Annotated in this window: 21 protein-coding genes; 9 read left to right on the forward strand and 12 right to left on the reverse strand. The window is 62.9% G+C overall.

The window, feature by feature from the left end:
• Position 1: 1 nt before the first annotated feature.
• The 5 genes from ACQY4S_RS01480 to ACQY4S_RS01500 form a co-directional block, all read right to left on the reverse strand.
• The gene (locus ACQY4S_RS01480; RefSeq protein WP_428483399.1) at positions 2-1,012 is read right to left on the reverse strand and encodes an ABC transporter permease; all 1,011 of its coding nucleotides are present in this window, start codon (positions 1,010-1,012) and stop codon (positions 2-4) included.
• Positions 1,012-1,911 carry an ABC transporter permease gene (locus ACQY4S_RS01485; RefSeq protein WP_428483400.1) on the reverse strand — a complete coding sequence of 300 codons (900 nt, stop codon included), beginning with the start codon at positions 1,909-1,911 and terminating at the stop codon, positions 1,012-1,014. Before ACQY4S_RS01485 ends, ACQY4S_RS01480 begins: the two co-directional genes overlap by 1 nt.
• 103 nt (positions 1,912-2,014) lie before the next feature.
• Entirely contained in the window at positions 2,015-2,776 is a 762-nt protein-coding gene (locus ACQY4S_RS01490) for an SDR family NAD(P)-dependent oxidoreductase (protein WP_428483401.1), read from the reverse strand.
• A gap of 15 nt (positions 2,777-2,791) precedes the next feature.
• The gene (locus ACQY4S_RS01495; RefSeq protein ID WP_428483402.1) at positions 2,792-4,312 is read right to left on the reverse strand and encodes an ABC transporter substrate-binding protein; all 1,521 of its coding nucleotides are present in this window, start codon (positions 4,310-4,312) and stop codon (positions 2,792-2,794) included.
• A gap of 179 nt (positions 4,313-4,491) precedes the next feature.
• A complete protein-coding gene (locus tag ACQY4S_RS01500; protein WP_428483403.1) occupies positions 4,492-5,238 on the reverse strand; it encodes an SDR family NAD(P)-dependent oxidoreductase in 747 nt (248 codons plus the stop codon).
• Between the two features lie 384 nt (positions 5,239-5,622).
• Between ACQY4S_RS01500 and ACQY4S_RS01505 the strand changes: the two genes are divergently transcribed.
• The gene (locus tag ACQY4S_RS01505) at positions 5,623-6,288 is read left to right on the forward strand and encodes an MBL fold metallo-hydrolase (RefSeq protein WP_428483404.1); all 666 of its coding nucleotides are present in this window, start codon (positions 5,623-5,625) and stop codon (positions 6,286-6,288) included.
• A 26-nt stretch (positions 6,289-6,314) separates the two neighbouring features.
• Here ACQY4S_RS01505 and ACQY4S_RS01510 read toward each other — a convergent pair whose 3' ends face one another.
• From ACQY4S_RS01510 to ACQY4S_RS01525, 4 genes are read right to left on the reverse strand one after another with little or no spacing between them, the layout of a single operon-like run.
• Positions 6,315-8,267, reverse strand: a complete 1,953-nt coding sequence (locus tag ACQY4S_RS01510; protein ID WP_428483405.1) for a primary-amine oxidase — start codon at positions 8,265-8,267, stop codon at positions 6,315-6,317.
• 25 nt (positions 8,268-8,292) lie between these two features.
• A complete protein-coding gene (locus ACQY4S_RS01515; protein ID WP_428483406.1) occupies positions 8,293-10,554 on the reverse strand; it encodes a N,N-dimethylformamidase beta subunit family domain-containing protein in 2,262 nt (753 codons plus the stop codon).
• A 39-nt stretch (positions 10,555-10,593) separates the two neighbouring features.
• Complete coding sequence (locus ACQY4S_RS01520) at positions 10,594-11,079, reverse strand: hypothetical protein (RefSeq protein ID WP_428483407.1); 486 nt, start codon at positions 11,077-11,079, stop codon at positions 10,594-10,596.
• Between the two features lies 1 nt (position 11,080).
• Positions 11,081-11,431, reverse strand: coding sequence for a hypothetical protein (locus ACQY4S_RS01525; RefSeq protein WP_428483408.1), 351 nt, complete (start codon positions 11,429-11,431; stop codon positions 11,081-11,083).
• A gap of 292 nt (positions 11,432-11,723) precedes the next feature.
• On the opposite strand from ACQY4S_RS01525, the gene ACQY4S_RS01530 reads away from it, so the two are divergent.
• The 8 genes from ACQY4S_RS01530 (at position 11,724) to ACQY4S_RS01565 (ending at position 21,691) form a co-directional block, all read left to right on the forward strand.
• Entirely contained in the window at positions 11,724-13,259 is a 1,536-nt protein-coding gene (locus ACQY4S_RS01530) for a sodium:solute symporter family protein (RefSeq protein WP_428483409.1), read from the forward strand.
• Positions 13,260-13,293: 34 nt separating this feature from the next.
• Positions 13,294-13,572, forward strand: a complete 279-nt coding sequence (locus tag ACQY4S_RS01535) for a hypothetical protein (RefSeq protein ID WP_428483410.1) — start codon at positions 13,294-13,296, stop codon at positions 13,570-13,572.
• Positions 13,569-15,149, forward strand: coding sequence for a GMC family oxidoreductase (locus ACQY4S_RS01540; protein WP_428483412.1), 1,581 nt, complete (start codon positions 13,569-13,571; stop codon positions 15,147-15,149). Before ACQY4S_RS01535 ends, ACQY4S_RS01540 begins: the two co-directional genes overlap by 4 nt.
• A gap of 154 nt (positions 15,150-15,303) precedes the next feature.
• Positions 15,304-16,320 (forward strand): CobW family GTP-binding protein, encoded by a 1,017-nt coding sequence (locus ACQY4S_RS01545; RefSeq protein ID WP_428483413.1) that lies wholly within the window; start codon positions 15,304-15,306, stop codon positions 16,318-16,320.
• A 19-nt stretch (positions 16,321-16,339) separates the two neighbouring features.
• Positions 16,340-17,770 (forward strand): amidohydrolase family protein, encoded by a 1,431-nt coding sequence (locus ACQY4S_RS01550; RefSeq protein WP_428483414.1) that lies wholly within the window; start codon positions 16,340-16,342, stop codon positions 17,768-17,770.
• Between the two features lie 269 nt (positions 17,771-18,039).
• On the forward strand, positions 18,040-19,140 hold the full coding sequence (locus tag ACQY4S_RS01555) for a sugar ABC transporter substrate-binding protein (RefSeq protein WP_428483415.1): 1,101 nt from the start codon (positions 18,040-18,042) through the stop codon (positions 19,138-19,140).
• The gene (locus tag ACQY4S_RS01560) at positions 19,137-20,678 is read left to right on the forward strand and encodes a sugar ABC transporter ATP-binding protein (RefSeq protein ID WP_428483416.1); all 1,542 of its coding nucleotides are present in this window, start codon (positions 19,137-19,139) and stop codon (positions 20,676-20,678) included. The genes ACQY4S_RS01555 and ACQY4S_RS01560 overlap by 4 nt, the downstream gene beginning before the upstream one ends.
• The gene (locus tag ACQY4S_RS01565) at positions 20,675-21,691 is read left to right on the forward strand and encodes an ABC transporter permease (protein ID WP_428483417.1); all 1,017 of its coding nucleotides are present in this window, start codon (positions 20,675-20,677) and stop codon (positions 21,689-21,691) included. The genes ACQY4S_RS01560 and ACQY4S_RS01565 overlap by 4 nt, the downstream gene beginning before the upstream one ends.
• Positions 21,692-21,790: 99 nt before the next feature.
• Here ACQY4S_RS01565 and ACQY4S_RS01570 read toward each other — a convergent pair whose 3' ends face one another.
• The 3 genes from ACQY4S_RS01570 to ACQY4S_RS01580 form a co-directional block, all read right to left on the reverse strand.
• Positions 21,791-22,669: a transglutaminase family protein gene (locus ACQY4S_RS01570; RefSeq protein WP_428483418.1), complete on the reverse strand. Its 879-nt coding sequence runs from the start codon at positions 22,667-22,669 to the stop codon at positions 21,791-21,793.
• Positions 22,670-22,752: 83 nt separating this feature from the next.
• A complete protein-coding gene (locus ACQY4S_RS01575) occupies positions 22,753-23,442 on the reverse strand; it encodes a substrate-binding domain-containing protein (RefSeq protein WP_428483419.1) in 690 nt (229 codons plus the stop codon).
• On the reverse strand, positions 23,439-24,326 hold the full coding sequence (locus ACQY4S_RS01580) for a transglutaminase family protein (protein WP_428483420.1): 888 nt from the start codon (positions 24,324-24,326) through the stop codon (positions 23,439-23,441). Before ACQY4S_RS01580 ends, ACQY4S_RS01575 begins: the two co-directional genes overlap by 4 nt.
• Between the last annotated feature and the right edge of the window lie 37 nt (positions 24,327-24,363).

Genomic DNA, 24,363 nt, shown 5'->3' on the forward strand with positions numbered 1-24,363 from the left:
GTCATCGTCCAATCCTGGGATCGATCGCGGCGTAGACGATATCCACGATCAAGTAGACGACCAATGAAAATATCGCGGAGAACAAGACGAAGCCGAGTACCGGATAGATATCGGAGTTGAGCACGCCTTGCACGGCGTACTGGCCAGCGCCCCCCCAACTAAAGACGATTTCCACCAGGACCGCGCCACCAAGCAGATAGCCATAGAGGACACTGATGATGGTCACCACGGCGGGCAGGGCGTTTCGCAAGGCGTGACGGACAACCATCCCATGCGGCAACCCGGAGAGCACCTCGTAACGACTGAAATCGGATTGCAGCATCCTGTCCATGGTCGACTGCGTCATCTTCAGGATCGGGCCGGCGTTGATAAGACTAAGGGTCAGGACGGGCAGGCAAAGGTGGCCTAGCGCCGAAGCAAGAGCCTGCCAGTCTCCCGCAATGATGCTGTCGAGCAGCAGGAAGCCGGTTACTGTCGGAGGCGGCAGGATGGCGAAGTCCAGACGACCAAGTGGCGCCGGTACGACCTGAAGGACTGTGTAGAAGACAAAGATGAGCACCAGCGCCAGCCAGAAGTCCGGCAGCGAGCCGGCGGTGAGGCCATACAGCCCGGCCACGCGGGCGAGCGCCCCTTTCTCGTTGAACGCCGAAGCGATTCCTAACGGCACGCCGATCAGGATGGCGCCGAGGAGCCCAAGCGTGACCAGTTCGAGTGTCGCGGGAAAACGCTGAAGCAGGTCTTCGAGAACCGGTCGCGTGGTCTGCCAGGAGGTACCCAGGTCACCATGGACCAAATCGACAAGGAAATGCCAGAACTGCACCGGCAGGGCGTGATCAAGGCCAAGCTTCGTACGCAAGCCGGCAACCGCATCGGCGGATGCCATCGGGCCGAGCATCAGCACAGCCGGATCACCAGGAATCGACTTTATGAGAAAGAAGCTGACAAGCAGAATGCCAAAGAGCTGTGGCACGATGAACAGCAAGCGGTGTCCAAGGAATCCAATGATTCGCATCAGGCTCGGCGCCTGGAAGCACGCGCCCGTTCGCGCAGTGTCACGTCGCGGATCAGGCGGCGGACTTTCATCGGGTCGCCGAAGACCTCTACACTGTTTCCGACCAAGGAAAATCCGAAGACGGTGATGGCGAGCGCGAGGCCGGGAAACACCGACGGCCACCATTCACCAGTCACGACGTTCTGAAAGCCGGTCGCGATCATGCTGCCCCACTCCGGGATGGGGGCTCGAACGCCCGCGCCGACGAAACTCAGGCCTGCTGTCAGCAGGATCGCCCAGCCGACATTGACCGAGAGTTGTGCCAGCGCCGGGCCCATCGCGTTCGGCAGGACGTGGCGAAAGATCGTCCGCATGGCCGACATGCCGGCGACCAGGGATGCCTCGACGAAGCGCATTTCCCGTATTGTCATGACCTGCGACCGCATCAGACGCAGGTAGATCGGAATGTTGACGAAGGCGATCGCGAAGACCACGGTCTGAATGCTCTGGCCCAGACTGGCGACCAGGGCGATGGCGAAGACGAAGACCGGAAAAGCCTGCAGCACATCCGCAAGCCGCATGATCAGGAAAGCGATTCGCGATCGGAAATCCCCAGGCCGGCTGTAGTAACCGACCCATGCCCCTAGCAGGCAACCTATTGTCGCCGAGATCAGCGTGCCGAGAACCGCGATCGTGATGTCGATACGTGGGCTGTACAAAACCCGCGAGAATATATCCATCCCCACGGCATCCGTTCCGAGCCAGTGTAGTCGGTTCGGCGGCTGAAGGAACTGCGACGGATCGGCCTCGATTGGGTTGTAAGGTGCGATCAACGGTGCCAATGCACCCGCCAACACAGCGACAGCCACGATGACATACCCAGCCGCGAAGCTTGGGCGGGCGCCGGCGATCCGCAGCATGGTCCTGATCCAGGAGGACCTGGGTTTCGCGGACGACAGGCTCATCGATCGCCAGCCATCGGGCGCATTCGGGGTGTCAGTCGTCCTGATCGATAAGCCATCATCAGATCATCACGTCGCCGCCGTTCATGTTGAACGACGCGCCGGTGTAGTAGGAGCCTTCATCCGAGGCGATCAGGACCACTGTCGGCGCGACCTCCGCCACCTCCCCGTAACGGCCGAGGGGAAGTTCCAAAAGTTTTTGGGCTTTCCACTCCGGTGAACCCACCAATGACATGTCGGTGTTGATCGGTCCCGGGCAGATCGCATTGACGGTGATGTTGTATTGCGCGACCTCGTAGGCGAGTGAACGGGTAAAGCCGAGCACGCCGGCCTTTGCGGCGGCGTAATGGGTGAGCTGGCGGCCGCCTTTGTGGGCGAGCTGCGAACTGGTGCTGATGATGCGGCCCCAGCGGCGCTCGATCATTCCAGGCAGTACAACGCGGGTGCACAGAAACACGCTCCGCAGGTTCACCGCGATCATCTCGTCCCATGTGGCAACTGTCATGTCGATGAGCGACACATGGGTATTGATGCCTGCATTGTTCATCAGAACATCGACACGCCCCAGTTGCCGCTCGGCCTCGGTCAGCGCCTGAGTGATAGAGGTTTCATCGGAAACATCCGCGCTAAAGGCGATCGCCGTTACGCCCAGGCCGGTCAATTCCGCAGCGACCTGCCTGGCGTTATCACCCATGCGGTCGATCACGGCGACGTCGGCGCCTTCCCGCGCGAAGGCGAGCGCGATCCCGCGTCCGATGCCGCGGCCCCCACCGGTCACGACGCATTTCTTGCCCTGTAGCCGGCCCATGCCAATCTCCTTCATCAGTGGTTGCGTCGGTCAGGTCCGGCTGAAATCCTGGAAGCGCAGATTGTTCGACGTGTAATAGGTGAAACCTTTCAGGTTCTTCTTTCGACCCAGGGCATATTTGGGGTACACCACGAATCCCCACGGAGCATCGTTCATCACGGTCTTCTGGACCTGTGTGTAGATTACCTTGCGGCGCGGATCATCCAGCGTCTGCATGCCTTCCTGAATCAGCTTGTCGACATCAGGGTTTGAATAGTTGCTGTAGTCGACGAAGCTTTTGGACGAAAAGTAGAGGGCGGTGGAATAACCCGGATCGGGTGTCCAAGGTGAGTCAAGGTAGAAGATGACCGGCTTCTGCCGCCGGCTGACGTTTTCGTAGAAGACCCCGGCCGGCAGCTTGTCCAGAACAGCCTCGATGCCGACGCGGCGCAGGGAGGTCTGGAAGATCAATGCGATCGGCTCCTGCACCGGGTTGCCCGCATCGTAGCTGATCGTGGTCTTGAAGCCGGCTGCGAGGCCGGCCTGCTTGAGAAGGTCTTTCGCCTTGTCGACGTTCTCGTCGTAATCAAAGAAGCTGTAGTCAACCATTGGATAACCTTGCGGAACGCAAGCGGTCTGTTTTGTCGCGAGGTCGTAATAGACGGTCTTGACGATTTCGTCCCGCGGCAACAGGTAGTTCATCGCCTGGCGGACGAGCCTGTTGTCGAATGGTGGAATTTTCGCATTGAGTTCGAGCCACAGCATGTAAGACGCCGGTACGGCATCAAATGTCGCCAAGGGCGACGATTTCAGTGACAGATACTCACGTGGCGCGAGGAACTGGGCGATGTCGACCGCACCGCCTTGCAGCAGGGAAAGCCGGCTAGCCGAGGACGGCACCTCGCGCATCACCACCGTCTCGAAATAGGGTTTGCCACCGTAATAGTCGTTGCGCGCCTGGAAGACCGCTTGCTGACCGCGGACGATCTGTGCCAGGCGGTACGGACCGAAGCCGGCGCTGTTGTTCTTCAGGAAGTTGTTGCCCCAGGGGTCATCGGTGGTGGCCACCTGCTTCATCTTGACCTGATCGTAGATCGGCGATCCCAGGTTGCAGTGCAGTTTCAAGATCAGCGGCGTCGGCTTGGGAAGATCGAAAGAAACAACCTGAGGCGACTGTACCTTGATCTGTGCAAGGTCCTCGACTCCTAACATGCGCGTCATGAAGGTGCCGTTGCCCTTGCTGTTGAAGCGGCGCGCCCATGAATAACGCACATCCTCGGCGGTCAGCGGATTGCCCCAGGCGCTTTTGACGCCCTGCCGAAGCGTGAAGGTCACGCGTTTGCCGTCGGGCGACAGCTCCCACTTTTCGGCCAATTTGCCTTCCAGCGCGAGGCCGTAAGGCAACTCCGGGTGGACGCCGATGTCTTCTCGCATGACATCGGGAGAGGCAGGATCGGGGATTTTCTTGTACGCGATCAGGTTGTCATAGAACGCGCCGGTTGAATCGACTGTTCCGAGGCTGACGTCATAATCACCGTCCAGCCCCTGCGGTGTCGCCGGGCTTGCGATCACCAGCGTCTTGCTGCTGTCCGCCGCCCGCGCGTGGTTGGCAGACGCCGCGCCAACGGCCGCAAGGGCAGCCGTTCCACGAAGCAGGTCTCGACGATCAACTCGGATTGGCATGTGTCCCGCCTTGGATGTGGTTCAAAGGGCGCTGGTCTTGTTCGTGAGCTGGAGGCTGACAGTCTGGCTCAGATCATGACATCGCCGCCGTTCGGGTTGAGGGACGCGCCGGTGTAATAAGACCCCTCGTCGGACGCCAGCAGGACGGCCGTCGGCGCGATTTCCTCGACTGTTCCGAACCGGCCTAGCGGCAGTTCGGCGAGCTTGCGTGCGCGCCACGCGTCGGACAGCGTCGTGGACATGTCTGTCTCAATCGGTCCGGGGCAAATCGCGTTGACGGTGATGCCGTGTTGCGCGACCTCATAGGCGAGAGCACGGGTAAATCCCAGGATGCCTGCCTTAGCGGCGCAATAGTGCACAAGTTCGATGCCGCCCTTATGGGCAAGCTGCGAGCTGGTGCTGATGATACGGCCCCAGCGACGGCTGATCATGCCGGGCAGCACGACACGGGTACACAGGAACACGCTGCGAAGGTTGACCGCGATCATACGGTCCCAGGCTTCAACCGACAGGTCGACCAGAAGCGCGTTACCGCCGATACCCGCGTTGTTGACCAAGACGTCTACTGAGCCAAGCGCCTGCTCCGCCCGCTGCAAAGCCGCGGTCGCGGATGTTTCGTCCGATACGTCGGCCGTTATCGCGAAGGCACAGACACCTATAGCTTCCGCGTCGCGCGCGGTTGTGGCCGCGAGCTCTTCATTACGGTCCAGTATTGCAATGTCGGCGCCTTCCCGGGCAAACGCCAGCGCAATGGCACGACCGATGCCACGTGCTCCTCCGGTGACGACGCACTTCTTGCCTTTCAGTCGATCCATGGGACGCTCCTGTTGCAGGTAGCGCCGACTTGGTCTTCGCTACCTGCATATTGCACCAGGGTATCTTCAAGAACCGTGCCATGGCGGTCGTCCATCACGGGTCCGAAGTTGAAGCCTCGAAGTTGCCTGATAGAGCGCAAGCAAGTACTTTCATTCTGGATTGACAGTGGCGGTGACCCAGGGAAATCTTGGCACCTGTGCGTTGATGCGTCGCCCTGGGCAAGGATTTCACCGTTGAAGGCATTCATCTGCACGACATGCGGCACGCAGTTCGAGCCCACTGACGCGCCGCCGGAATCCTGTTCAGTGTGCACCGACGAGAGGCAATATGTGGGTCCGTTGGGCCAGAGTTGGACAACACTGCCACAGCTCATGCGCAGCCACATGACGACGGTCCGCGACGAGGCGGGCTTGATCGGGATCGGCACCAGTCCGAACTTCGGCATCGGGCAGCGAGCGTTGCTGGTTCAAACACCCGATGGCAACATCCTTTGGGATTGCATCAGTCTGGTGGAACCGGCCGCCGTTGCGTTGATCAAGGGTTTGGGCGGCCTGGCCGCAATCGCGATCTCGCATCCGCATTACTACACGACGATGCTGGAATGGAGCCGAGCGTTCGGCGGCGTGCCGGTGCATCTTCATGCGGCCGATCGTGCGTGGGTGATGCGCAACGGCCCAGAGATCGTGTTCTGGGAGGGCGATAGCAAGACGCTCGCCCCTGGTCTGACGCTCATTCGCTGCGGTGGTCATTTTGAGGGTGGCACGGTTCTACATCATGCCGCCGGCGCGGCAGGCCGTGGCGCTTTGCTGAGCGGCGACATCCTGCAGGTGGTCGCGGACCGGGCGCATCTCGGCTTCATGCGGTCCTACCCGAACTTCATACCGCTTGGCGCCGCCGCGGTGCGGGCCATCGCGGCGAGGCTACAACCCTGGTCGTTCGACGCGATCTATGGCGCGTTCTGGAACGGGGTCATCCCGCGGGACGCCATGACCGCTCTTACGCGATCGGTGCAACGCCATATCGACTGGCTGGGACGCGACGCGCTGTAGCGAGACACAGGTCCAATGTCCGCACGCTAAACACAGCAGCTTTGGGCATTGGTGGCCGGCGGCAGGTCGATGACCGGGTTCTGGTCAAAGAAGCCTGATGGCATCAGCTTGAAGCCGCAGATGACGCATGGCTGGACCGGATGATCCTCCGGTCGCGGCAGATGATGCAGACCGAAGCTGTGCCAAACCACGATATCGGTGTTGTCAACCGGCCGGTCTGTCCGCGTCCAGTTCGGCAGCCCTTCTTCACCATTCGACTGGTTGACAAATTCACCAGCGGGAAACCGCTCGTCCGCGTTAAACGGCGTCACCCAAAGCTGATGCTGGATGAAGCGCCCGCGGCGGCCAGAGGGGCTGTCGGGATGGGTGAAGGGCTGCACCGATGACCCTGCTTCCAATTTGAAACCCGTCGGCCGGCCGACCCAGTTCTTCACCTGCGGATTGATGATGCGCCAGTAGCGCATCTTGCCGAAGTCGAAATCCCGCTGCGCTTCGCGTTCCGAGCGCAGCGGCCGTTCCTCGACGAGGAAGGCGTTGCCATAAGGGTTGTCGTTACCGAGTGGCAAGGCGCGCGTGTCGCACTCCACAACGGTGTTGTTCGGTCCATCCACCTCCATATCGAGGCGGGCGCAGAAGATGTGCTGATGGATATGGCCGACGACACCCGGCGCCACCTCGGTGCCGAAGCGGCCGGGCTGTCCCGGATGGCAGGCCGAGGTGTTGATGATCCCGGTCGCTTTCATCTCATATTCGATACGACCATCCTGATGCAGGTACCAATAGGATGCGTACTCGTAGTTTCCAATGGTGGAGATCGAGGAAATCACCAAACGTCGAGCGCGTCGCACCTCCACGCGTTGGGTACGAACATCGGTATGCTTCCAGGAAAGACCGGCGTCTTCCTCGTGGAGGCAGATGCAGTTCTTGATGGTGCGTGGGAAACCGAACACGTCTGGCACTTCGGCATCAAAGTAGTGGATCGCGCCCAGGCAATCGCAGCCGAGTGTCAGGGCGTTCGCCAGACGGCCGAAGCCGATCTCACCGCTGTCGAAGACGTTCTTGCGGTAGTGGCTGCGCTCCGGCGTGCCGTATGGCACCACCATCTCGGCGATCGAGGCGCGATAGAGGATCGGCCGCCGCTGACCGTCCTGGGTGTAGCCGATGGTGTTCAGCACCAGTCCCTCGCGGCCGTTGAAGCCGACGCGGAAGTCCCAGTTTTCCCAGGTGACCTTGTGCCCATCGACACGAAATCCCGGGCCTTCTGGCTGCACCACGTCAAGCGGCGCGGAAGGCGGCCGAAATGACTTGAGCAGATCGGCGTCGTAGTTGAGCGGCGTGCGCGGTACCGGGATGTAGTCGCCATTGGCCTCGAAATGATCCTCGACCTTCAGGATTTCGAGCGTGCTGACGTCGATCAGCGCATGCAGCCCCTCGACGGGATGGGCGTAGTAATTGTCGAGCGGGAAGCCACGCATCCAGATAAAGCAGTTGAGCACCCTGCGGCCTTGCTCGATGACATGGCCGAAGTCGCCGACGGTCCAGGGATCAACACACATCAGGTCGAGGTGATCCAGCAGGCCGCGCCGGCGCAGCGCTTCCTGGAAGCGCGGGTTCGCCTTGACGATCTTTTCAATCTGCAGGACTTCCTCGATCGCGACCATGGCACGGGCATCCTCGCGGAAGACCTGCCACAGAAGCTCACCGCTGCTCAGGTCGAACTTGCCGGACACGACACCCATGACACCACGGCGGTAGATGTTGAAGCGGGCGATCCGCTGAATTGGTGTGCCGTCGGTATAGGCGCGCACGACGTGCTTGGGTGGTTCGTCCAGGTCGATCGTCTCGACACGCAGATCGTCACCCCAACTGAATTGGTCGCGAATGAGTTGCGCCGCGCGGGTCAGTTCCGCCGCCGAGAGCGGATCGAGCGGATGTGGAAAGGCGGTCGTGGCTTGCGGCTGCGTATGGCAGGTTGTCATGTCGGTGGGTCCTGTTTGTCCGTTGTCAGCCGAAGGGCTGGTCAGCCATGAAGCGGTGAAGCGTGTTGAGCGTGATGCGGGCGATGTTGTTCTCATAGCCGTTGCAGGGCAATGCGCCGCACCACGCGATCGAACCGGTGGAGAAGATCGCCCCGCCGGACGTGGTCTCGGTAAACGTAAGATCGGCGCGGACGCGCTCGTTCTGATCGCCGCCGAGATTGGGCAGGGTGGATGTGAACTCCTCGTTCACCAGCAGCATCAACGGGCTGTGGTCTTCCGAGGATGCGAGGCGCAGGATGTTCGGCGGCGAGCCGAGAAGGGGGTTGATGCAGTCGAGTTCGATGCCGGCCGCGCCGCCGCCGATCAGGCCGAAGTCGCCGATGATCTCGTCTTTCACGCCGTCGAAGATGAAGCTGGCACGTGGATTGTCGGCATCCGGCGCGCGACGGTAGTAGGAGGATACATCGAAACCCTGAGCCACGAAGCCAATGCCCGTCATCAGGTTAGGCGGTCGGCCGCAGCGGCGCCAGAGGCCGCCATATTCGCCGGTGAAGGAATGGTAGTATTCGCCGGGTTCGGCTTCCCAGGATCGGATGCCGTCCTCCGCCCGCCGCACCTCGATGACGCCGGGCAGTTCATCATGAAAGGCGATACGCCAGTACCAGCCGTTGCCGCCCATGTACATCAGCCGGCCGCCGCGATCGAGCCAGGCCTTCATTGCGTCCCACATCGCGGTGGAATGATATTCCGGGTGCGATCCGGTCAGGATGACGCGATAATCCTTAATCAGCGCATAGCCATCGCGATGCAGATCCTCGTCCGTTACGACGTCGTATTCGATGTCGTGATGCGCAAGCCAGCCGAACAGGTGCGTATCGGCGTTGTACTGATAGAGGCTTGATCCGTCGCCGCCGAGCCAGGAGTGGTAGCGCGGCGCGCAGTTGATGACGGGACGCAGACGGCTGGAATAGCAGATGCCGGAGCCATCCGCGTGCTTGTCGTACAGCGAATAACCGATCTCTGGATGATCGTAGAGATAGACGTCCTGATGGCCGAAATGCAGCAGCCGTCCCATCAGGGCTTCGGGGCCCGGTGTCGCCATGTGACCAGCGTGGTTGGCATAGGCGATGTAGGAGCACGTCGGCGCCAGGAAGGCGACCTTGGGCCGCTTTGTCCGTGCCGTCGGGATACGCGGCGGGCGGATGAAGAAGGGAATGTAGCTTTCCCGCATTGCCTCCGGTCCCGTCTCGCCGCAACGCACGTGCAAGGCGTAGGCACCGCTTTTGGCGTCGTCCGGCACGGTCCAGACGATGTCGGCCGGCCAGCCGGCGTCGTACAGGTCGTCCTCGTGGAAATGCACCGTGCCGTACTGGGCCGGCGCCGCCTGCCAGCTATGGTGCTTCCCCGTCCAGGCCGATCCCTTCATGCCGCGCGCGGGCAGGTTGACCAGCCGACCGTGCCGGCGGGATGGCCCGACATCCGTGACCCGCTCGGTCCTGATCCCTTCCGAGAAGTTCCAGGCGGCAATGATGCGCGGCGAAAGCGCCGGCGGCAGCGGGCTGATTGTCATCGCCGCGAGCGTGGGCTGATCCCATTCACCATCGAGAAAGACCGGAGCTTCAATCTTGCCGTTGAAGTGCTCGCCGACCATTCCATCCGGCTGCGGCGCACCCGCCAGATATATCGGGCCCGCCACGTGACCCACCGCCAGAGGCAGCTTGCCGTCGCGGCTTTCGCTGTCCCACACGCCGAAATCGGCTTGCAGTGCCGACTGGGTCAAGCGGAAGTACTGCTTCACGGGATCGATCGTCAGCGTAACGACATACCACTTTCGCTCGAGCATCCTGGCAGCAAGTTCGGCCCGTGCGGTGTTGCCTGACCCGTCGCCCAGGATGAGCATCAGTCGACCGTCACTCGTCATCAGCTTGAAGCCGCACTGCGTGGCGGCATCCCATTGGGCCGCCAGCACCTGAGCCGGACGATTGAGCAGAGTCGGCCAGATCAGCATGCGGAAGCTGAATGCCTGACGTGATCCCAGGGCCGGAAATCCGGCCGCCACGAAGTACGAACCGGCATCAGCGCGCCGTGGGACGCCGGTATAATGGCCATCCACCACGCTCGGCAGATGGGGAAGGTCGAGTCCGGGGCCGGCCGGATTACAGTCTCCGTTCACCACGCGGACGATGCGTGCCTCGTATTCATCACCTTCTTCCAGTGAAACCTGAAAGGAGATCCGCTCGCCCGGCGCTACGCTGTAGCGGTCAGGATAGCCCAGGATTTTCAGCATTGCCGTCCTTTCCTGCAAGAGCACACGGTTCGCGGCCGGTCACGCGCCAGCGGTCGCGGTTGGTGGAGGCAGGTTGATCCTTTCACCAGTCGCCGCATGCCAGCGCCGCCGGAACACTTCCCACTCCGCCTCGTCGCGGTTGGTGAAGATGGGGCTGTCCTCGAAGATCATCGGCTGCCGGCGATCAGCGGGCATCTCCGCGATCTGCCACTCGGCAAAGGGCTTGCGACAGAACAGCACGAGCTGTTTTCCACTTGGATCATTGCGCAACGTGTTCAGCACGCGCATCAAGCCGGGACTGTGCTTGCCTACGGGTCTGCTTCGGAACTCCTCGACGAACGGACGGTCGAGTTCCGGATCGATTCGATAATGACCCATCAGCCTCTCCGGTAAGACATGCGATCTGCCACGGCGCCCGGGCCCGGCTGGCCAGACGTTGGACACGTTCGCACTGTGCGATCCGCGCGCCGGCATGGCATCATGTCGAGGATGTTGAACGCGGTTGCCGCTGCCATGACGCATCATTTCAGCCCGATCGTTCGGCCGCGTCAACTTGCACCAGCGCCATGCACGGCGTGCGCTGCCGGCGACAGGGAATCTTGAAGCGCTGTATCAGCACGCCAGTCAAACTCCGGTGCCAACGAAGAATAAAACCACCGATCGCAAACGGAGACTGATTAAATCCAGGGTTTATGCCTGATAAAACGGCAGGAAAAAATCGCTTGCAAACAATACTGCCGGAGTTACCGTGACGATCCAGATGTCCATGCGGCCACGCTTGTAGACGGAGGCTAAAGTTGCCTTGAGCATAATCGCTGCTGCCAGCCAGAGGCTTCAGGGTAACACGGGTGACGGGGGCGATTGTCCGCTTGCCCATGCAGCCGATGTGTCCAGCCGGCCCAGGTGTCACCAGCCTGCATGGCAATCAGCAAGCATCGATCATGCAAGGCTTCCTGGCACATGAGGGTTTCGGTGCGGGCTGACCGTTTTTCGTTTGGTACAAGACGACGCTCTTTCCACTTTTCCATAAGCCAGCGCGTGCCAAACCTTCCGCCATTTGCCCGCCGGCCAGGCATGCAAGATCGAACGCCTGGGAGCGACCGTTGCATGAACGACGGCGGCCTTGTCCGGCTCCGGACGCCATTCATCGGATCAAGGATTCAGCTTCCATGATCATAACCTTCGGCCTGGTTGCCATCTTCTGCATCGCAGTCATCGTCGTGCTGCAGCGCGCGCATGTCAGCGACAAGTCGTTCACCGACTATGCGGTTGCCGACCGGTCGTTCGGTCCCGCGTACCAGATGATGTCGTTCCTCAACACCTGGTGGCCCGGCAGTATTTTCCTGGCATTGACCGGGCTTGCTGCCAGCGGGGGCGTGGTCGGCTTCTACATGCCGATCTACAGCCTGCTGACGGTTGTATTGATGTACGTCATGGCCGAACGGGTCTGGCTGTGGGGCAAACTGTTCGACCTCAAGACACAGCCGGACCTTTTCGCGCTGCGCTACAACTCACGCGGCTTCGCGGTGATTGGTGCGCTGGTTGGTATCATTTCGGGCATACCCTGGCTGGTACTTGGCTTCAAGGGGCTGGGCGATCTTTTCGAGTCGCTGTCTCTCGGCGCGATGGGTGCGACCTCGGCGGTGCTGATTGGCGTTGTCCTGATGGTCATCCGCCAGTTCTGGACCATCCGCATGGGCATGCGCGGGGTGGTGATATCCGACATGTTGCAGGGGATCGTGGCCTATGTCGGCGGCACGGCCATCGTTTTCGGCCTGATCGCCTGGTTGATCTGGGGCCATGGGTTCAGCGTCACCACGCTGCACACGGCGATGCTGCAAGCGCCTGGCCTCGGTTCGGCGGTCGGCCCGCTCTACCTGTTCGCCATCATTTTCAGCGGCGCCATCGGCGGCTGGTGCTGGCCGTCCATCTTCATTCGTATCTACACCGCCGACAGCGTCCGCAGCGTGCAGCGCGCGGGCGCGCTGGGTGCGCCGATCTCGTTCTTCTATGCCATGGCGCTGGTGATCCTCGGGCTGCTGGCCAGCTTCCTGCCGGAGGTCGCGAAGGCGCCGGATACGATGTGGTTCACCGTCTGCCGAATGGCGGGAGGGCCCCTGCTGCTCGGCCTTGGCGGTGTCGCGGTCCTGGCCGGCACCATGGGCAGTGTCGATGGCGGAATCCAGGCCACGGGCGCGCAGGTCGCCAATGATATCGTCGGCAACTACCGGCCGCTCAATCACAAGCAGTCGGTGGTGATCGCCAAGCTCGCCATGATCGCGGTGACGCTGATCTCGGCGTTGCTGGCGACCCGCTCGATCCCGCACCTTTTCACGCTGGCCATCCTGTCCTACCAGGGGATCATCCAGTTGGCGGTGCCACAGTATCTCGGCATCTTCTGGAAACGCGGCAACGCGGCTGGCGCCATTGCCGGCACCGTGGTGGGCTTCGGGCTCGCCATCATCCTGCAGAGCATCTACCCCACCAGCATCTCCTGGGCCTGGGGCCTTACGTCCGGCATCATCGCGCTGGCCGTGAATGCGGCGATCTATGTCGGCTGCGCGGTGCTGCTGCCGAGCGGCGCTGGTGAACGGGATCGGGTGGAGGGACTGTTCGCGCTGACCGGCAGCCGCGTTCCGAGCGCCGGCGCTGTCGACGCCCTGGCGTTGCAGCCTCGGCTGAGTCCATCATCGCGCCGCGCCTGAGCATGGCATCCCCTTCACGACAGGAGCCGCATGCATGACCACCTTGCTGCCAGCGACCAGGCCCCGCTCCGCCTTCATTTCGATCTGGTTCATGCTTGACGCAATCCTGGGCTTGTTTCCACCCATCTACTGGATCGCCGGCGGTCCGGCCCCGCTGATCTTCGGGTTGCCGTGCTCGATTGTCTACTTCATCGCCCTTGCCCTGTTCATCGCCGCGAGCATTGTCGCGGCTTACTGGGATGATGAGAAACGCGGTGCGTTTAATGTGACCTCTGACAGTCTGCTGCCGCGATCTGGCGGTATCGGCGCTTGACCTACGATACCATCATCGTCGGCGGCGGCAGTGCCGGTTGCGTGCTGGCGAACCGGCTGTCGGCCGATCCGGCGCGCCGTGTCCTGCTGCTTGAAGCCGGCAGGGCGGCGCCGCTCGATTCCGATGTCCCGGCCAACTGGCCGATGATGCTCAACACCAGGGTGGACTGGGGCTACCACACCGAGCCGCAGGCAGGGTGCCGTGGGCGTCGCATCTACTGGCCACGTGGCCGCATGATCGGCGGCTCCGGCGCGCTCAACGCGATGATCTATATCCGAGGGCTGCCGTCGGATTATGACGGCTGGGCGGAAGCGGGCTGCACCGGATGGTCGTGGCACGATGTCCTGCCGGCATTCCTGCGGTCGGAGAACAATCCCAGGCTTGGCAATACGCCGCTGCATGCGGCCGGGGGCGAGCTGACTGTCTCCGACGTGGCGCACGTCGATCCGGTCGAGCGGCTTTGGCATCAGGCCGCGCAGGCCGCCGGCATTCCCGCCAACGAGGACTTCAACGGGCCGGTGCAGGAAGGTGTGGGCTGGTTCCAGCTTACGGTGAAGGATGGCGAGCGCTTCGGCACCGGCAAGGCGTTCCTGCGCCAGGCGCTGGATCGTCCCAACCTGACGGTCCGCACCGGCATCCTGACGACGCGGATCATCATCGAAAACGGCAGGGCCCGCGGCGTTGCCTTTCTCGATCGCGGCCAGCCGGAGACCGCCCTGGCGCCCGAGGTCGTGCTGTGTGCCGGCAGCATCGGCTCGGCGCAGTTGCTGCTGCTGTCCGGCATTGGGCCGGCCGATGAACTGCGCGCTGTCGATGTCGCCCCGCTGCACGATCTGCCGGGTGTTGGCAAAAACCTGCAAGACCACATCAACGCGCCAATTACCTTCTCCACGCGCGAACGCGTCGGGATCGGCGGCATGACGGGTGCCGAACTCGATGCCGCCATGGTCCAATGGCACCAGGAGAAAGCCGGCCCGCTGACGTCCTGCTGGGTGGCGGCCGGCGGCTTCGCCCGCAGCGGTCCGGATGCAAGGGAACCGGATTTGCAGCTCTATGGCGTCGTTTCCGGCCATCGCGACCATGCGCGCTATCTCGCGGCCGGCCCTGGCATGACGTTGCACGCGACGTTGCAGCGGCCGCGCAGCCGGGGTGAACTCAGGCTTCGCTCCGCCGACCCGCTGGAGCATCCGGCGCTTGACCCGCGCTACTTCAGCTCGGATGACAGCGGCCAGGATCTCGCAACGCTTGTCGTGGGCGTCAGGCTCAATCGCCGCATCGCCGCCTGCGCCCCGCTTGCCGACCAGCTTGGCCCGGAGATCACGCCGAGCGCCGAGGCGCAAAGCGATGAGGCGATCAGCCAGTTTATCCGCGGGCACTGCACCACGCTGTATCATCCCACCAGCACCTGCCGCATGGGCAGGGACCCGATGGCGGTGGTCGATCCGCGCCTGCGGGTGCACGGGCTGGAGGGCCTAACGGTCGCGGATGCGAGTGTGATTCCCATCATGGTTTCAGGCAATACCAATGCGCCGACGATCATGATTGCTGAACGAGCGGCGGAGTTTCTCGGCGCGTGACGTATCCCGCTGCTGTAGGCAGCGCGGTGATCGCACGAACAGGATTGATCCCGCACGCTCACCCCCCTTGGCTCAGGCGGCCTCGCCGGCTAGCGTTTCATCGGCGGGCTCCGGCTGATCGGGCTGCTGTCTGGGCCGGGCGATGACATCTCAAATGAGTCAGGGCAACAATCAACCCCGTGTCCTTGCGAAGATCCCGGTCACCGTGCTGACCGGCTTCCTCGGCAGCGGCAAGACGACGCTGCTGCGGACTGTGCTGGCCTCGCCCGAAATGGCCGACACTGCCGTGATCATCAACGAAGCGGGGGAGGTGGGGCTTGATCATCTGCTGCTGGAAGCGGTGGAGGAACAGGTGCTCGAACTTCCGAGCGGCTGTCTGTGCTGCGTCCGTCGGCTCGATATCGTCACCACGATCCGCGGGCTGATCGAGCGGCGTGACCGCGGTGCGATCCGCGGCTTCAGCCGCATTGTCATCGAGACCAGCGGCCTCGCCGATCCGGCGCCCATCCTGTATACCCTCGCCGTCGATCCGACGCTGGGCCATGTGCTTTCGTTCACCGCGGTGGTCACGCTGGTCGATGCCGTGGCGGGGTACACCAGCTTGCAGCGTCATCCGGAGGCGGTGAGCCAGGTTGCGGTGGCGGACCGCATCCTGATCACCAAGATCGACCTGTCGCCGCTGGCCGGCGATCTGGCGGCCATGCTGGACGGGCTGAACGGTTGGGCCGAACGGATCGAACTTCCTGGTCCGTCCGAACCGGTGGAGATGCTGTTCACGAAGGCGCCCCCGGTGGCCAACCGGCGACGTTTCATTGCGCAGGCGGTCGCACCGGATGCGGCGCATACCGCGGCGATCCATACGGTCTCGCTGGTTCTGGCCGAACCGCCGACACGCTTTGCCTTCGCCCGCGCGCTTGGTGGCCTCGCCGCCGATCGCGGAGCGGACCTGTTGCGCGCCAAGGGTCTGCTCTGCTTTGCCGATCGGCCGGACCATGTTGCGGTCATCCATGCCGTGCAGCACACGATCTATCGTCCGGAATGGCTGGCGCGCTGGCCTGATGATGACGCGCGCAGCCGGCTTGTCTTCATCACGCGAGACATCGGCGCGGATGACATCCTTCGACGCTTCGCGGCCTTCGCGCCCGTACCTTGGACGGCGGCCACGATCTGATAGCACAGGAGATTTTGCCATGTTCGATCTCGTGATCACCAATGGGATGGTGGTTCTGCCCAGCGGCGCCGCGCTTGCGGACATCGCGGTGACCGGCCAGACGATCGTCGCCATCGGCGGAGCCGGTGTGTTCGCTGGCAGCGGTGCGCAACGGATCGTTGACGCGACGGGCCAGATCGTCATGCCGGGTGGCATCGATCCACACGTGCATTGCGGGTTGACGATGCCGGCCCCGGCGGGCGCCAGCTTTGACAGCGAAATGCCCAGCGTGGTGAGCAAGGCGAGCCTGTTCGGCGGCACCACCACCATGTGCGACTTCGTCTTCTGGCAGAATGACAGTGGAACGCTGCATGACGCGGTGAAGCAGCGCCGCGGCCTGTTTGATCAGCGCTGCTACGGCGACTATGCGCTGCACATCGGCGTCGAAAGTCCGCTGCCCACCTCGATTCTTGATGAAATCCCCGCACTGGTGCGGGCCGGCTACCCGACCGTCAAGATGTTCACAACCGACATCACACCCGGCCGCATGGCGCACCTGACCAACTTCGGCGACATCTGGGAGGTGCTGAAGGTCCTCGCGCGCGAAGGCGGCCTGGCATTGATCCATGCCGAGGACAACGACCTTGTCATGCACATGTACGAAAAGCTGATCGCCGAGGACAAGGCCGGCTTCGAGCATCTCGCTGAAGCGCACACTGTGATGTCGGAGGAGCTGTCGTTCAACCGGGTCATCGGCCTGGCGCGGAACGTGCCAGGGGCCGCGCTGTACATGGTCCATACCAGCGCTCGCACCGGCGTCGAGGCTGTTACCCGCGCCCGCGCCGCTGGCTACCCGATCTATGGCGAAACGTTGCATCAGTATATCATGTTCAATGCCGAGGACTACAAACGGCCGAATGGGCAGATCTACCACACCTATCCGTCGCTGAAGTATCCCGAGGACCAGAAGGCGCTATGGAGCGGCATGCGGTCCGGCGCGTTACAATGCGTCGCCACCGACGAAGTCTGCTGTCCACTGGAAGTGAAGCTTCTCGGCAAGCGTATCGATGACACGACCGGCGGCAACAGCGGGGTCGAGCCACGGGTGTCGCTGATGTACACCGAGATGGTCACGAAGCGCGGCTTCAGCGTCGAGCACTTCGTCGATCTGGTTTCGACCAACGCGGCGAGGATCATGGGTCTGTATCCGCGCAAGGGCGTGCTGGCGGTCGGGTCCGACGCCGACATCGTGTTGCTCGACCCCAAGCTTGGCCACACCATCGATGGGTCAGCGCTGCATTCGGTCGACTACTCGCCGTGGGACGGCTGGGAGGTTGCGGTCTGGCCAAGCATGACCATGCTGCGCGGGAAGATCATGGTGGAAGGCGGCCAGTTCAACGGCAACTTGTCCGATGGCGCCTTCATTCCGCGCAAGATCCCGGAGGCAATCCGGCGCGGCCCGGCGGTCTGAGTGCGGTCAAGCGGACTATCGGGAGGAACACGCCAGTGATTGAGAATGGCTCACATCAGCCCCAAAGCCCGCGGGACCGAGCGGCCGTCCTCATCAACGGCGGATTGGTTGCCGACGTTACGACATAGTCAGCACAATGAACGATATTACCCCGTGCACGGCGTGTGGCCATTATCACGTATAGAACCAATCGGTCATCCGGCTCTCTTTTCAATCGCGGCTGGCATACTGCTTGCTGACTGATTTCAGGATCGGGAAGAGGCGGTGACATGAAAACCTGGGTGCTTAAAGCGTTGGCAGTCGCCGTCGCGGCGCTGATCGCGGGTCCGGCGCATGCTGACGGGATGGATTATTTCGAAGCCCAGCTCAAGCCATACTTCGAGAAACCAAGCTTCGTCGCACCAGCGCCCGCGTTCGACGCAAAGGCTTGCATGGCCGGGAAGTCGATCCTGAGTATTCCTGTCTCGTCGGCCAATCCCTTCACCGCCAACATCGAGAAGGCGATGGCCGCCGCCGCCGGCCGGGTCGGGTTCAAGTACACGGTGTGGGAAAACCAGGGCCAGAGCTCGCAGTGGGTGCAGGGCATGAACGCGGCCATGAACGAGAAGGCGAGCCTGATCGACCTGCTGGCCGGCACCGATCCGCGGGTGCTGGTTCCGCAGGTTCGCGCGGCGCGTGCCGCCGGCATTCCTGTCGTGGCGTCGCACTACAATGGCAAGGAGCAATCCGACATCGTACACAAGTACGCCGACGCCGACGTTCCAATCGATTATTTCAAGGCGGGTGCCCTGCTTGTGGATTGGGCGGTTGTGCACACCAAGGGGGACATGAACGCCCTGGTGCTGATCTCCTCCGGTGCGCTATCCACCGACAGCATGGTGGCCGGTATAGATGCCGAGCTGAAACATTGCGATCATTGCAAGACCAAGGTCTTGAACTTTCCGGTGGTCGACTGGGGCACGCGCATAACACCCAACGTGCAGTCAGCGCTGCTGAGCGATCCGACGGTGAACTACATCATTGTCATTTATGACAGCATGTCGCAGTTCGTGGTTCCCGCGGTGATCGCGGCGAACGCGACCGAGCGCGTGAAGATGGACGCGTTCAACGGCACGCCGTTCGTCCTCGGTCTGCTGCAGGATGGCAAGATCCAGATGGATATTGGCGAAAACCTTGACTGGATCGGCGACGCGCTGCTTGACGCGGAGATGCGCATTCTCTGCAAACTGCCGCAGGTGCGCGACCCGAAAATCCCGTTCTATATCTTCGATAGCCATAACGCGGAGGACGCAGGCAAGCCGCCGCAATTGTCAAAAGGGTATGGCGCCGCCTATGTCGAGGGCTACGAAAAGCTCTGGAAACTGAAGTGACCGCGCCGGCGCTGGCATTCTCCGGCCTGTCGAAGACCTTTGGCGGACAGCAAGCACTACGATCCGTGAATTTCGCCGTCGCGCCCGGTGAGGTGCACGGCCTGCTCGGCCAGAACGGTTCCGGCAAATCGACCCTGATCAAGATACTGGCCGGATTTCATGCACCTGATCCTGGCGCGACACTGAGCATCGCGGGTCAGGACGTGCCGCTGCCGCTGCCGCCGGGTGGTGTGCGCGCCTTTGGCGTGGCGTTCGTTCACCAGCATCTCGGCTTGATCCCGCCGGTCACCGTGCTGGAGAACCTGTTGCTGACACGGCTTTCCGGACGTGGCGGACTTCGCCGTCGCTGGGCGATCAACTGGCCACGGGAGCGGGCGGCGGCGCGTCGTCTGTTCGAACGTTATGAACTTGATATCGACCCGGCGGTGACGCTGTCGCGGCTGTCCTCGGTGGAGCGCGCGCTGGTGGCCATCGTCCGGGCGGTGGAGGAAACCGCCGCGGGTCACGCCCGAAGTGGCCACGGCGTGCTGGTGCTGGACGAGCCTACACCGTTCCTGCCGCGCGCCGACGTGGATCGTCTGTTCACGCTGATACGCCGGGTGGTCGCCAACGGCGCCAGCGTGATTTTCGTGTCGCACGATATCGAGGAAGTGCTGGAAATCACCGACCGCGCGACGGTGCTGCGCGATGGCCAGGTGGCGGGTGTGCTGGCGACGGCGGACGCCACGCGGGATACGCTGGTTGGCATGATCATCGGCCGCCAGCTAAAGGCGGGACCTTCGAGAGCCGTTGCGATCGGCAGCGGCCCCGCGGCTGTCGCGATCGCGAACCTGTCCGGCGGCCAAGTCGCGGAGATGTCTCTTTCGCTGCGCGCCGGGGAGATCGTCGGGCTGACCGGCCTGCTGGGTTCCGGGTATGAGCAGGTGCCTTATCTGGTCTACGGCGCGCTACAGGCGCGGGCCGGCACGCTCACGCTGGGCGCGGAGCGGATCGATCTGACGGCACTGACGCCAGCCGCGGCGATCGCGGCCGGTCTCGTGCTTATCCCAGGCGACCGGCCGGTCGCGGGTGGCGTGGGCGCCCTGCCGATCGTGGATAATGTGACGCTGCCGGCGCTGGTCAGCCGGTTCCGGCCGTTTTTGCTTCGTCGCGGTGCAATGGTGACGGCAAGCCGCTTATTGGGAGAGCATTTTGGCGTTGTTCCAAACCGGCCGATGCTGCCGCTTGCGTCGCTGAGCGGAGGCAACCAGCAGAAGGTCGTCCTGGCGAAGTGGCTGCAACTGACACCCAAGCTGATTTTGCTGGACGAACCGACCCAAGGGGTGGATGTCGGTGCGCGGCAGACCGTCTATCAGGCGATCCGCGATGCCGCTGCCACCGGCGCATGTGTGCTGTGTGCCAGTTCGGACGCCGAACAACTGGCTGAAATCTGCGATCGGGTGGTGGTGCTGGGTCGCGGCAGGATCGCCGCAGAGCTGACGCCGCCGACGCTGTCGAAGCATGCGATCACCGAGTGCTGCTATGGGCTTGCCGCATGACGCCGGGAACCGCCGCCGCCAAGGCCGCCGCGCCGGATCAGGCGGGGCCGAGGCACGAACCGCGTTTCATCGATCTGGCGGAACGCTATGGGCTGATCGCGGCACTTGCGATTCTGGTCGTCGTGTTCAGCGTCCTGCGGCCGGAGACGTTCTTCACCTGGTCGAACCTGTCGACCATTCTTGGCTCGCAGGCCGTCCTTGTCGTGGTGACACTTGGCCTGATCGTGCCGTTGACGGCGAACGACTTCGACGTCTCGATCGCCTATGTCATGACGCTGTCGGCGATGATGGTCGCGTTGCTGAATGGGCAGGATGGCTGGCCGATTGGGCTGGCTGTGCTGGCCGCCCTGGCGATGGGGATCATGGTTGGCGCGATCAACGCGTTCTTCATCACCGTGTTTCGGATTCACTCCCTGATTGTAACCCTGGGGATTGGCACATTCCTGCATGGCGTGACGCTGTACGTCAGTGATTCGATGACGATCAGCGGCATCTCCGATGGGCTAATGAACCTGGTTATCGTCGACCGGCTGCTCGGCATTCCGCTGGAGTTCTATTATGCCCTGCTGCTGTGCATCCTGGTCTGGTACGTCTTTGAATTCACCGCGATTGGCCGGCAGATGTTGTTCGTCGGCCGGGGACGGGAAGTGGCCCGGTTGTCCGGCATCAACACCGATCGCGTCCGCCGCGGCTGCCTCATTGTTTCCGGCTTCATGGGCGCGCTCGCCGGTGTGTTGTATGCGGGCACCCAGGGCGCGGCGGACCCGGTCTCGGGCGTGTCCTACCTGTTGCCGGCCTTTGCCGCTGCTTTCCTGGGGTCCACCAGCATCACGCCGGGGCGGTTCAACGCCTGGGGTTCGGCGATCGCGGTGTATTTCCTGGTGGTGGGCATCACCGGGCTGGTGTTCATGGGCGGCAGCAGCTTTGTCCAGGACATGTTCTACGGCGGCGCCCTGGTTCTGGCGGTTACCTTGTCCCAGCTTGTCCGTGGCCGAGAGGAGCAGCAATTCTAGATGCCGCGCCGCCTCTATCGTCAATCCCGCGCCTGACGACGATAAGGCAGTGCCGAAGGAATCAATCCTTATGGCGATTAGTGCTACGCCACGTAAGCCTCACGTCCGGATCTCCACCGAAACATCCATGCCCAGGAAATCGCCCGGCCGACCCGTGAACGTGCCCTTCAGCGGCACGGCCTGACTCGGGTCGCGCACCACCGCCACACGGATCAGGTTGCGGTCGCTGATCAGACCGTTGGTCGGGTCGAAGGTGACCCATCCGGCGCCCGGCAGGTAGATCTGCAACCAGGCATGGGTGACGCCGCCACCGATCAGCGTGTCCGGGCCACCGCCAAGCTTGCTATCATCATACAGGTAGCCGGAGACGAAGCGCGCGGCCAATCCCAGGCTGCGAGCGGCCTCCATCATCAGCAGCGCGTAGTCACGGCAGGTTCCGGTCAGCGTCCGCAGGGTCTTCACCGGGTCCTGCGTGCCCATCTCCTCACGTGGATTATAGGTGAACTCGTTCTGGATTGCCTTGGTCATCGCCGACAGGATGCCCAGTGTTTCATGGTCAGGGGTTTCCGCCACGAAACGGCGCGCCCAGAGGTCCACCTGGTGCGTCGGATCAGGATAGTGGCGCTCCGCGGTTCGTCCGATATCGGGAACCTCGGAGGCATCATAGCTGAACGGGTATCGGCGCGCGTAGTCCTCGACCTGCACCGCGCTCTCGGGCAACGGAAAATGTTCGGCGCGAAAGACCGATTCGACGAGCAGTTCGCTTGCCGGCGTGGCGAACCGGGCGATGGCGATCGAATTGCCGAACACGTCATGGATCCAGCGGACCGACGCTCCGGCCGGGCGCAAGATCAGGGAGGTCTCCAGCAGCCGCAGGTCGTGGCTGTCGCGCGGACGCATCATCATGCGGTGCTCGCCAAACCGAACCGGGTTGGCGTAGCGATAGGTGGTGCGGTGGTCCACGGTCAGGACGGGCATATGCGGCCTTTCTGGAATGGATGGCCGGTGGCTAACAATTCGGCTTGGCGAAGGATTGTCGGCCCACGATGATTTGCGCCGCGTCAGTCGCGCGAGGCAGGCTCCAGTCCAGCGCGCCGCAGGATTGGTTCTGCCACGGGTGACGCCAGAAACGCCAGCAGCTCGGCCGCCGCGCCGCTGTCCGTCAACAGACCGCCGGAGAACGTCGCCACGGTCTGGATTTCCCGCGGCAGCGGTCCGACGACCTCGATCCCCGGCACGACCAGCAACTCGCTGATCTGCTGCACGGCCAGGGCCGCCTCGCCGTTCACCAGGCGTTCGGCGGTGAAGCCGGAGGGGACGATCACCGCGCGGGCGTTGATCTCGGCGGCGATGCCCAGGCGCTGGATCAGTTCGGCAAAATACAGGCCGCTGGCGCCGATGCGGGAGTAGGCGACGGCGCCAGCGCCGAGCAGCGCGGCCTTGAAAGAATCGACCGAGCCGATGTCGGGCTTTGGCGCGCCTGCCTTCACGGCCATGCCGATGAAGGACAGCGCGATATCGATGCGGGTTCCCGATCGGACGATGCCCTGATGCGTCAGATCGTCAATCCCCTGGGCGGTCAGGATGGCGATGTCCGCCGCTTCGCCGCCACGCAGCCGGTCCAGCAGCGCCATGGTAGGCGAAAAGGCGGTGTCGATCGCGATGCCGGTCTTGGCCTGATGCAGATGCGTCAGGTCCTTCATCGCACCCATCACCGCCAGGGTGGACAAGATCTTGATGCGCGTCGTCATGCCAGGTCGCCGGTCTCGTTCAGCGGCTCCAGATCGACGCTGACCGCCAGGGTGTGGTCGCCGCCGCCAAGGATGACGCCACGCACGGGGCTGACGTCGCTGTAATCGCGGCCCCAGCCCAGCAGCACGTGCTCGTCTTTCACCACGATGCCGTTGGTGGGATCGAGCTCCACCCAAGCGTCCCTGGGACCCAGCCAGCAGCCGACCCAGGCGTGCGACTGGTCGGCACCCTGGCGCCGCTGCTGTCCTGGCGGCGGCCTGGTGCGGATGTAGCCCGAGGTGTAGCGCGCCGGCAGGCCAAGACCGCGCAGCGCGCTGATCATCACATGGGAGAAGTCCTGGCACACGCCTTCGCGCCGCCGCATCACCTGCGAGACCGGCGTGGAGATGGTGGTGACGCCGGAGCGGAAGCGGAACTCCCTGTAAATACGGTTGTTCAGATCCATCGCCGCCTGAAGGATCGGGCGTCCTGGGGTGAAGGAGGTGCTGGCGAAGGCTGTGGTGGCGGCGTCGACCGGCGCCATGGTGGTGCCGAAGCTGTATTCGGCTGCCTGCCAGCCTTCCAGGCCATGCGCGGCCGTTACCACCGCTTCCCAAGGCGGCGTTTCGGCTGGGTCGGGATGAGACGAAGACAGGACTTCGACGACCGATTCCGCGGTGACCTCGAAATCGGCGTGCGGCAAATCCAGGAACAGCCAGGTCACCAGATTGCCGAAATAATCTGTTCCGTCACGCCGCCGAGCGGGGGCGGGCTGTGTGGTGATCTGCTCGGAAATGATGGTCTGGAAGGCGCGCGGACGCGGGCGCAGATGAACCATATGGGCGGCGAGTTCGACTGGAGTGCCGTAGCCATAGCGCGAGGTGTGTCGGACGCGGTAACGCATGACGCATCCTAGCCGGGTCTGAAACGGTTGTCTGCGG

The sequence above is a fragment of the Rhodopila sp. genome (genome assembly GCF_965276935.1).
Taxonomy (GTDB): Bacteria; Pseudomonadota; Alphaproteobacteria; order Acetobacterales; family Acetobacteraceae; genus Rhodopila.

Excerpts from the sequence above, each read along its gene's own strand:
- ACQY4S_RS01500 (WP_428483403.1), bottom strand. The coding sequence starts at position 5,238 with ATGGATCGACTGAAAGGCAAGAAGTGCGTCGTCACCGGAGGAGCACGT.
- ACQY4S_RS01555 (WP_428483415.1), top strand. The coding sequence starts at position 18,040 with ATGAAAACCTGGGTGCTTAAAGCGTTGGCAGTCGCCGTCGCGGCGCTG.
- ACQY4S_RS01535 (WP_428483410.1), top strand. The coding sequence starts at position 13,294 with ATGACCACCTTGCTGCCAGCGACCAGGCCCCGCTCCGCCTTCATTTCG.
- ACQY4S_RS01520 (WP_428483407.1), bottom strand. The coding sequence starts at position 11,079 with ATGATGCGTCATGGCAGCGGCAACCGCGTTCAACATCCTCGACATGAT.
- ACQY4S_RS01580 (WP_428483420.1), bottom strand. The coding sequence starts at position 24,326 with ATGCGTTACCGCGTCCGACACACCTCGCGCTATGGCTACGGCACTCCA.
- ACQY4S_RS01570 (WP_428483418.1), bottom strand. The coding sequence starts at position 22,669 with ATGCCCGTCCTGACCGTGGACCACCGCACCACCTATCGCTACGCCAAC.
- ACQY4S_RS01545 (WP_428483413.1), top strand. The coding sequence starts at position 15,304 with ATGAGTCAGGGCAACAATCAACCCCGTGTCCTTGCGAAGATCCCGGTC.
- ACQY4S_RS01515 (WP_428483406.1), bottom strand. The coding sequence starts at position 10,554 with ATGCTGAAAATCCTGGGCTATCCTGACCGCTACAGCGTAGCGCCGGGC.
- ACQY4S_RS01525 (WP_428483408.1), bottom strand. The coding sequence starts at position 11,431 with ATGGGCAAGCGGACAATCGCCCCCGTCACCCGTGTTACCCTGAAGCCT.
- ACQY4S_RS01565 (WP_428483417.1), top strand. The coding sequence starts at position 20,675 with ATGACGCCGGGAACCGCCGCCGCCAAGGCCGCCGCGCCGGATCAGGCG.
- ACQY4S_RS01485 (WP_428483400.1), bottom strand. The coding sequence starts at position 1,911 with ATGCTGCGGATCGCCGGCGCCCGCCCAAGCTTCGCGGCTGGGTATGTC.
- ACQY4S_RS01550 (WP_428483414.1), top strand. The coding sequence starts at position 16,340 with ATGTTCGATCTCGTGATCACCAATGGGATGGTGGTTCTGCCCAGCGGC.
- ACQY4S_RS01510 (WP_428483405.1), bottom strand. The coding sequence starts at position 8,267 with ATGACAACCTGCCATACGCAGCCGCAAGCCACGACCGCCTTTCCACAT.
- ACQY4S_RS01530 (WP_428483409.1), top strand. The coding sequence starts at position 11,724 with ATGATCATAACCTTCGGCCTGGTTGCCATCTTCTGCATCGCAGTCATC.
- ACQY4S_RS01490 (WP_428483401.1), bottom strand. The coding sequence starts at position 2,776 with ATGAAGGAGATTGGCATGGGCCGGCTACAGGGCAAGAAATGCGTCGTG.
- ACQY4S_RS01505 (WP_428483404.1), top strand. The coding sequence starts at position 5,623 with ATGACGACGGTCCGCGACGAGGCGGGCTTGATCGGGATCGGCACCAGT.
- ACQY4S_RS01575 (WP_428483419.1), bottom strand. The coding sequence starts at position 23,442 with ATGACGACGCGCATCAAGATCTTGTCCACCCTGGCGGTGATGGGTGCG.
- ACQY4S_RS01480 (WP_428483399.1), bottom strand. The coding sequence starts at position 1,012 with ATGCGAATCATTGGATTCCTTGGACACCGCTTGCTGTTCATCGTGCCA.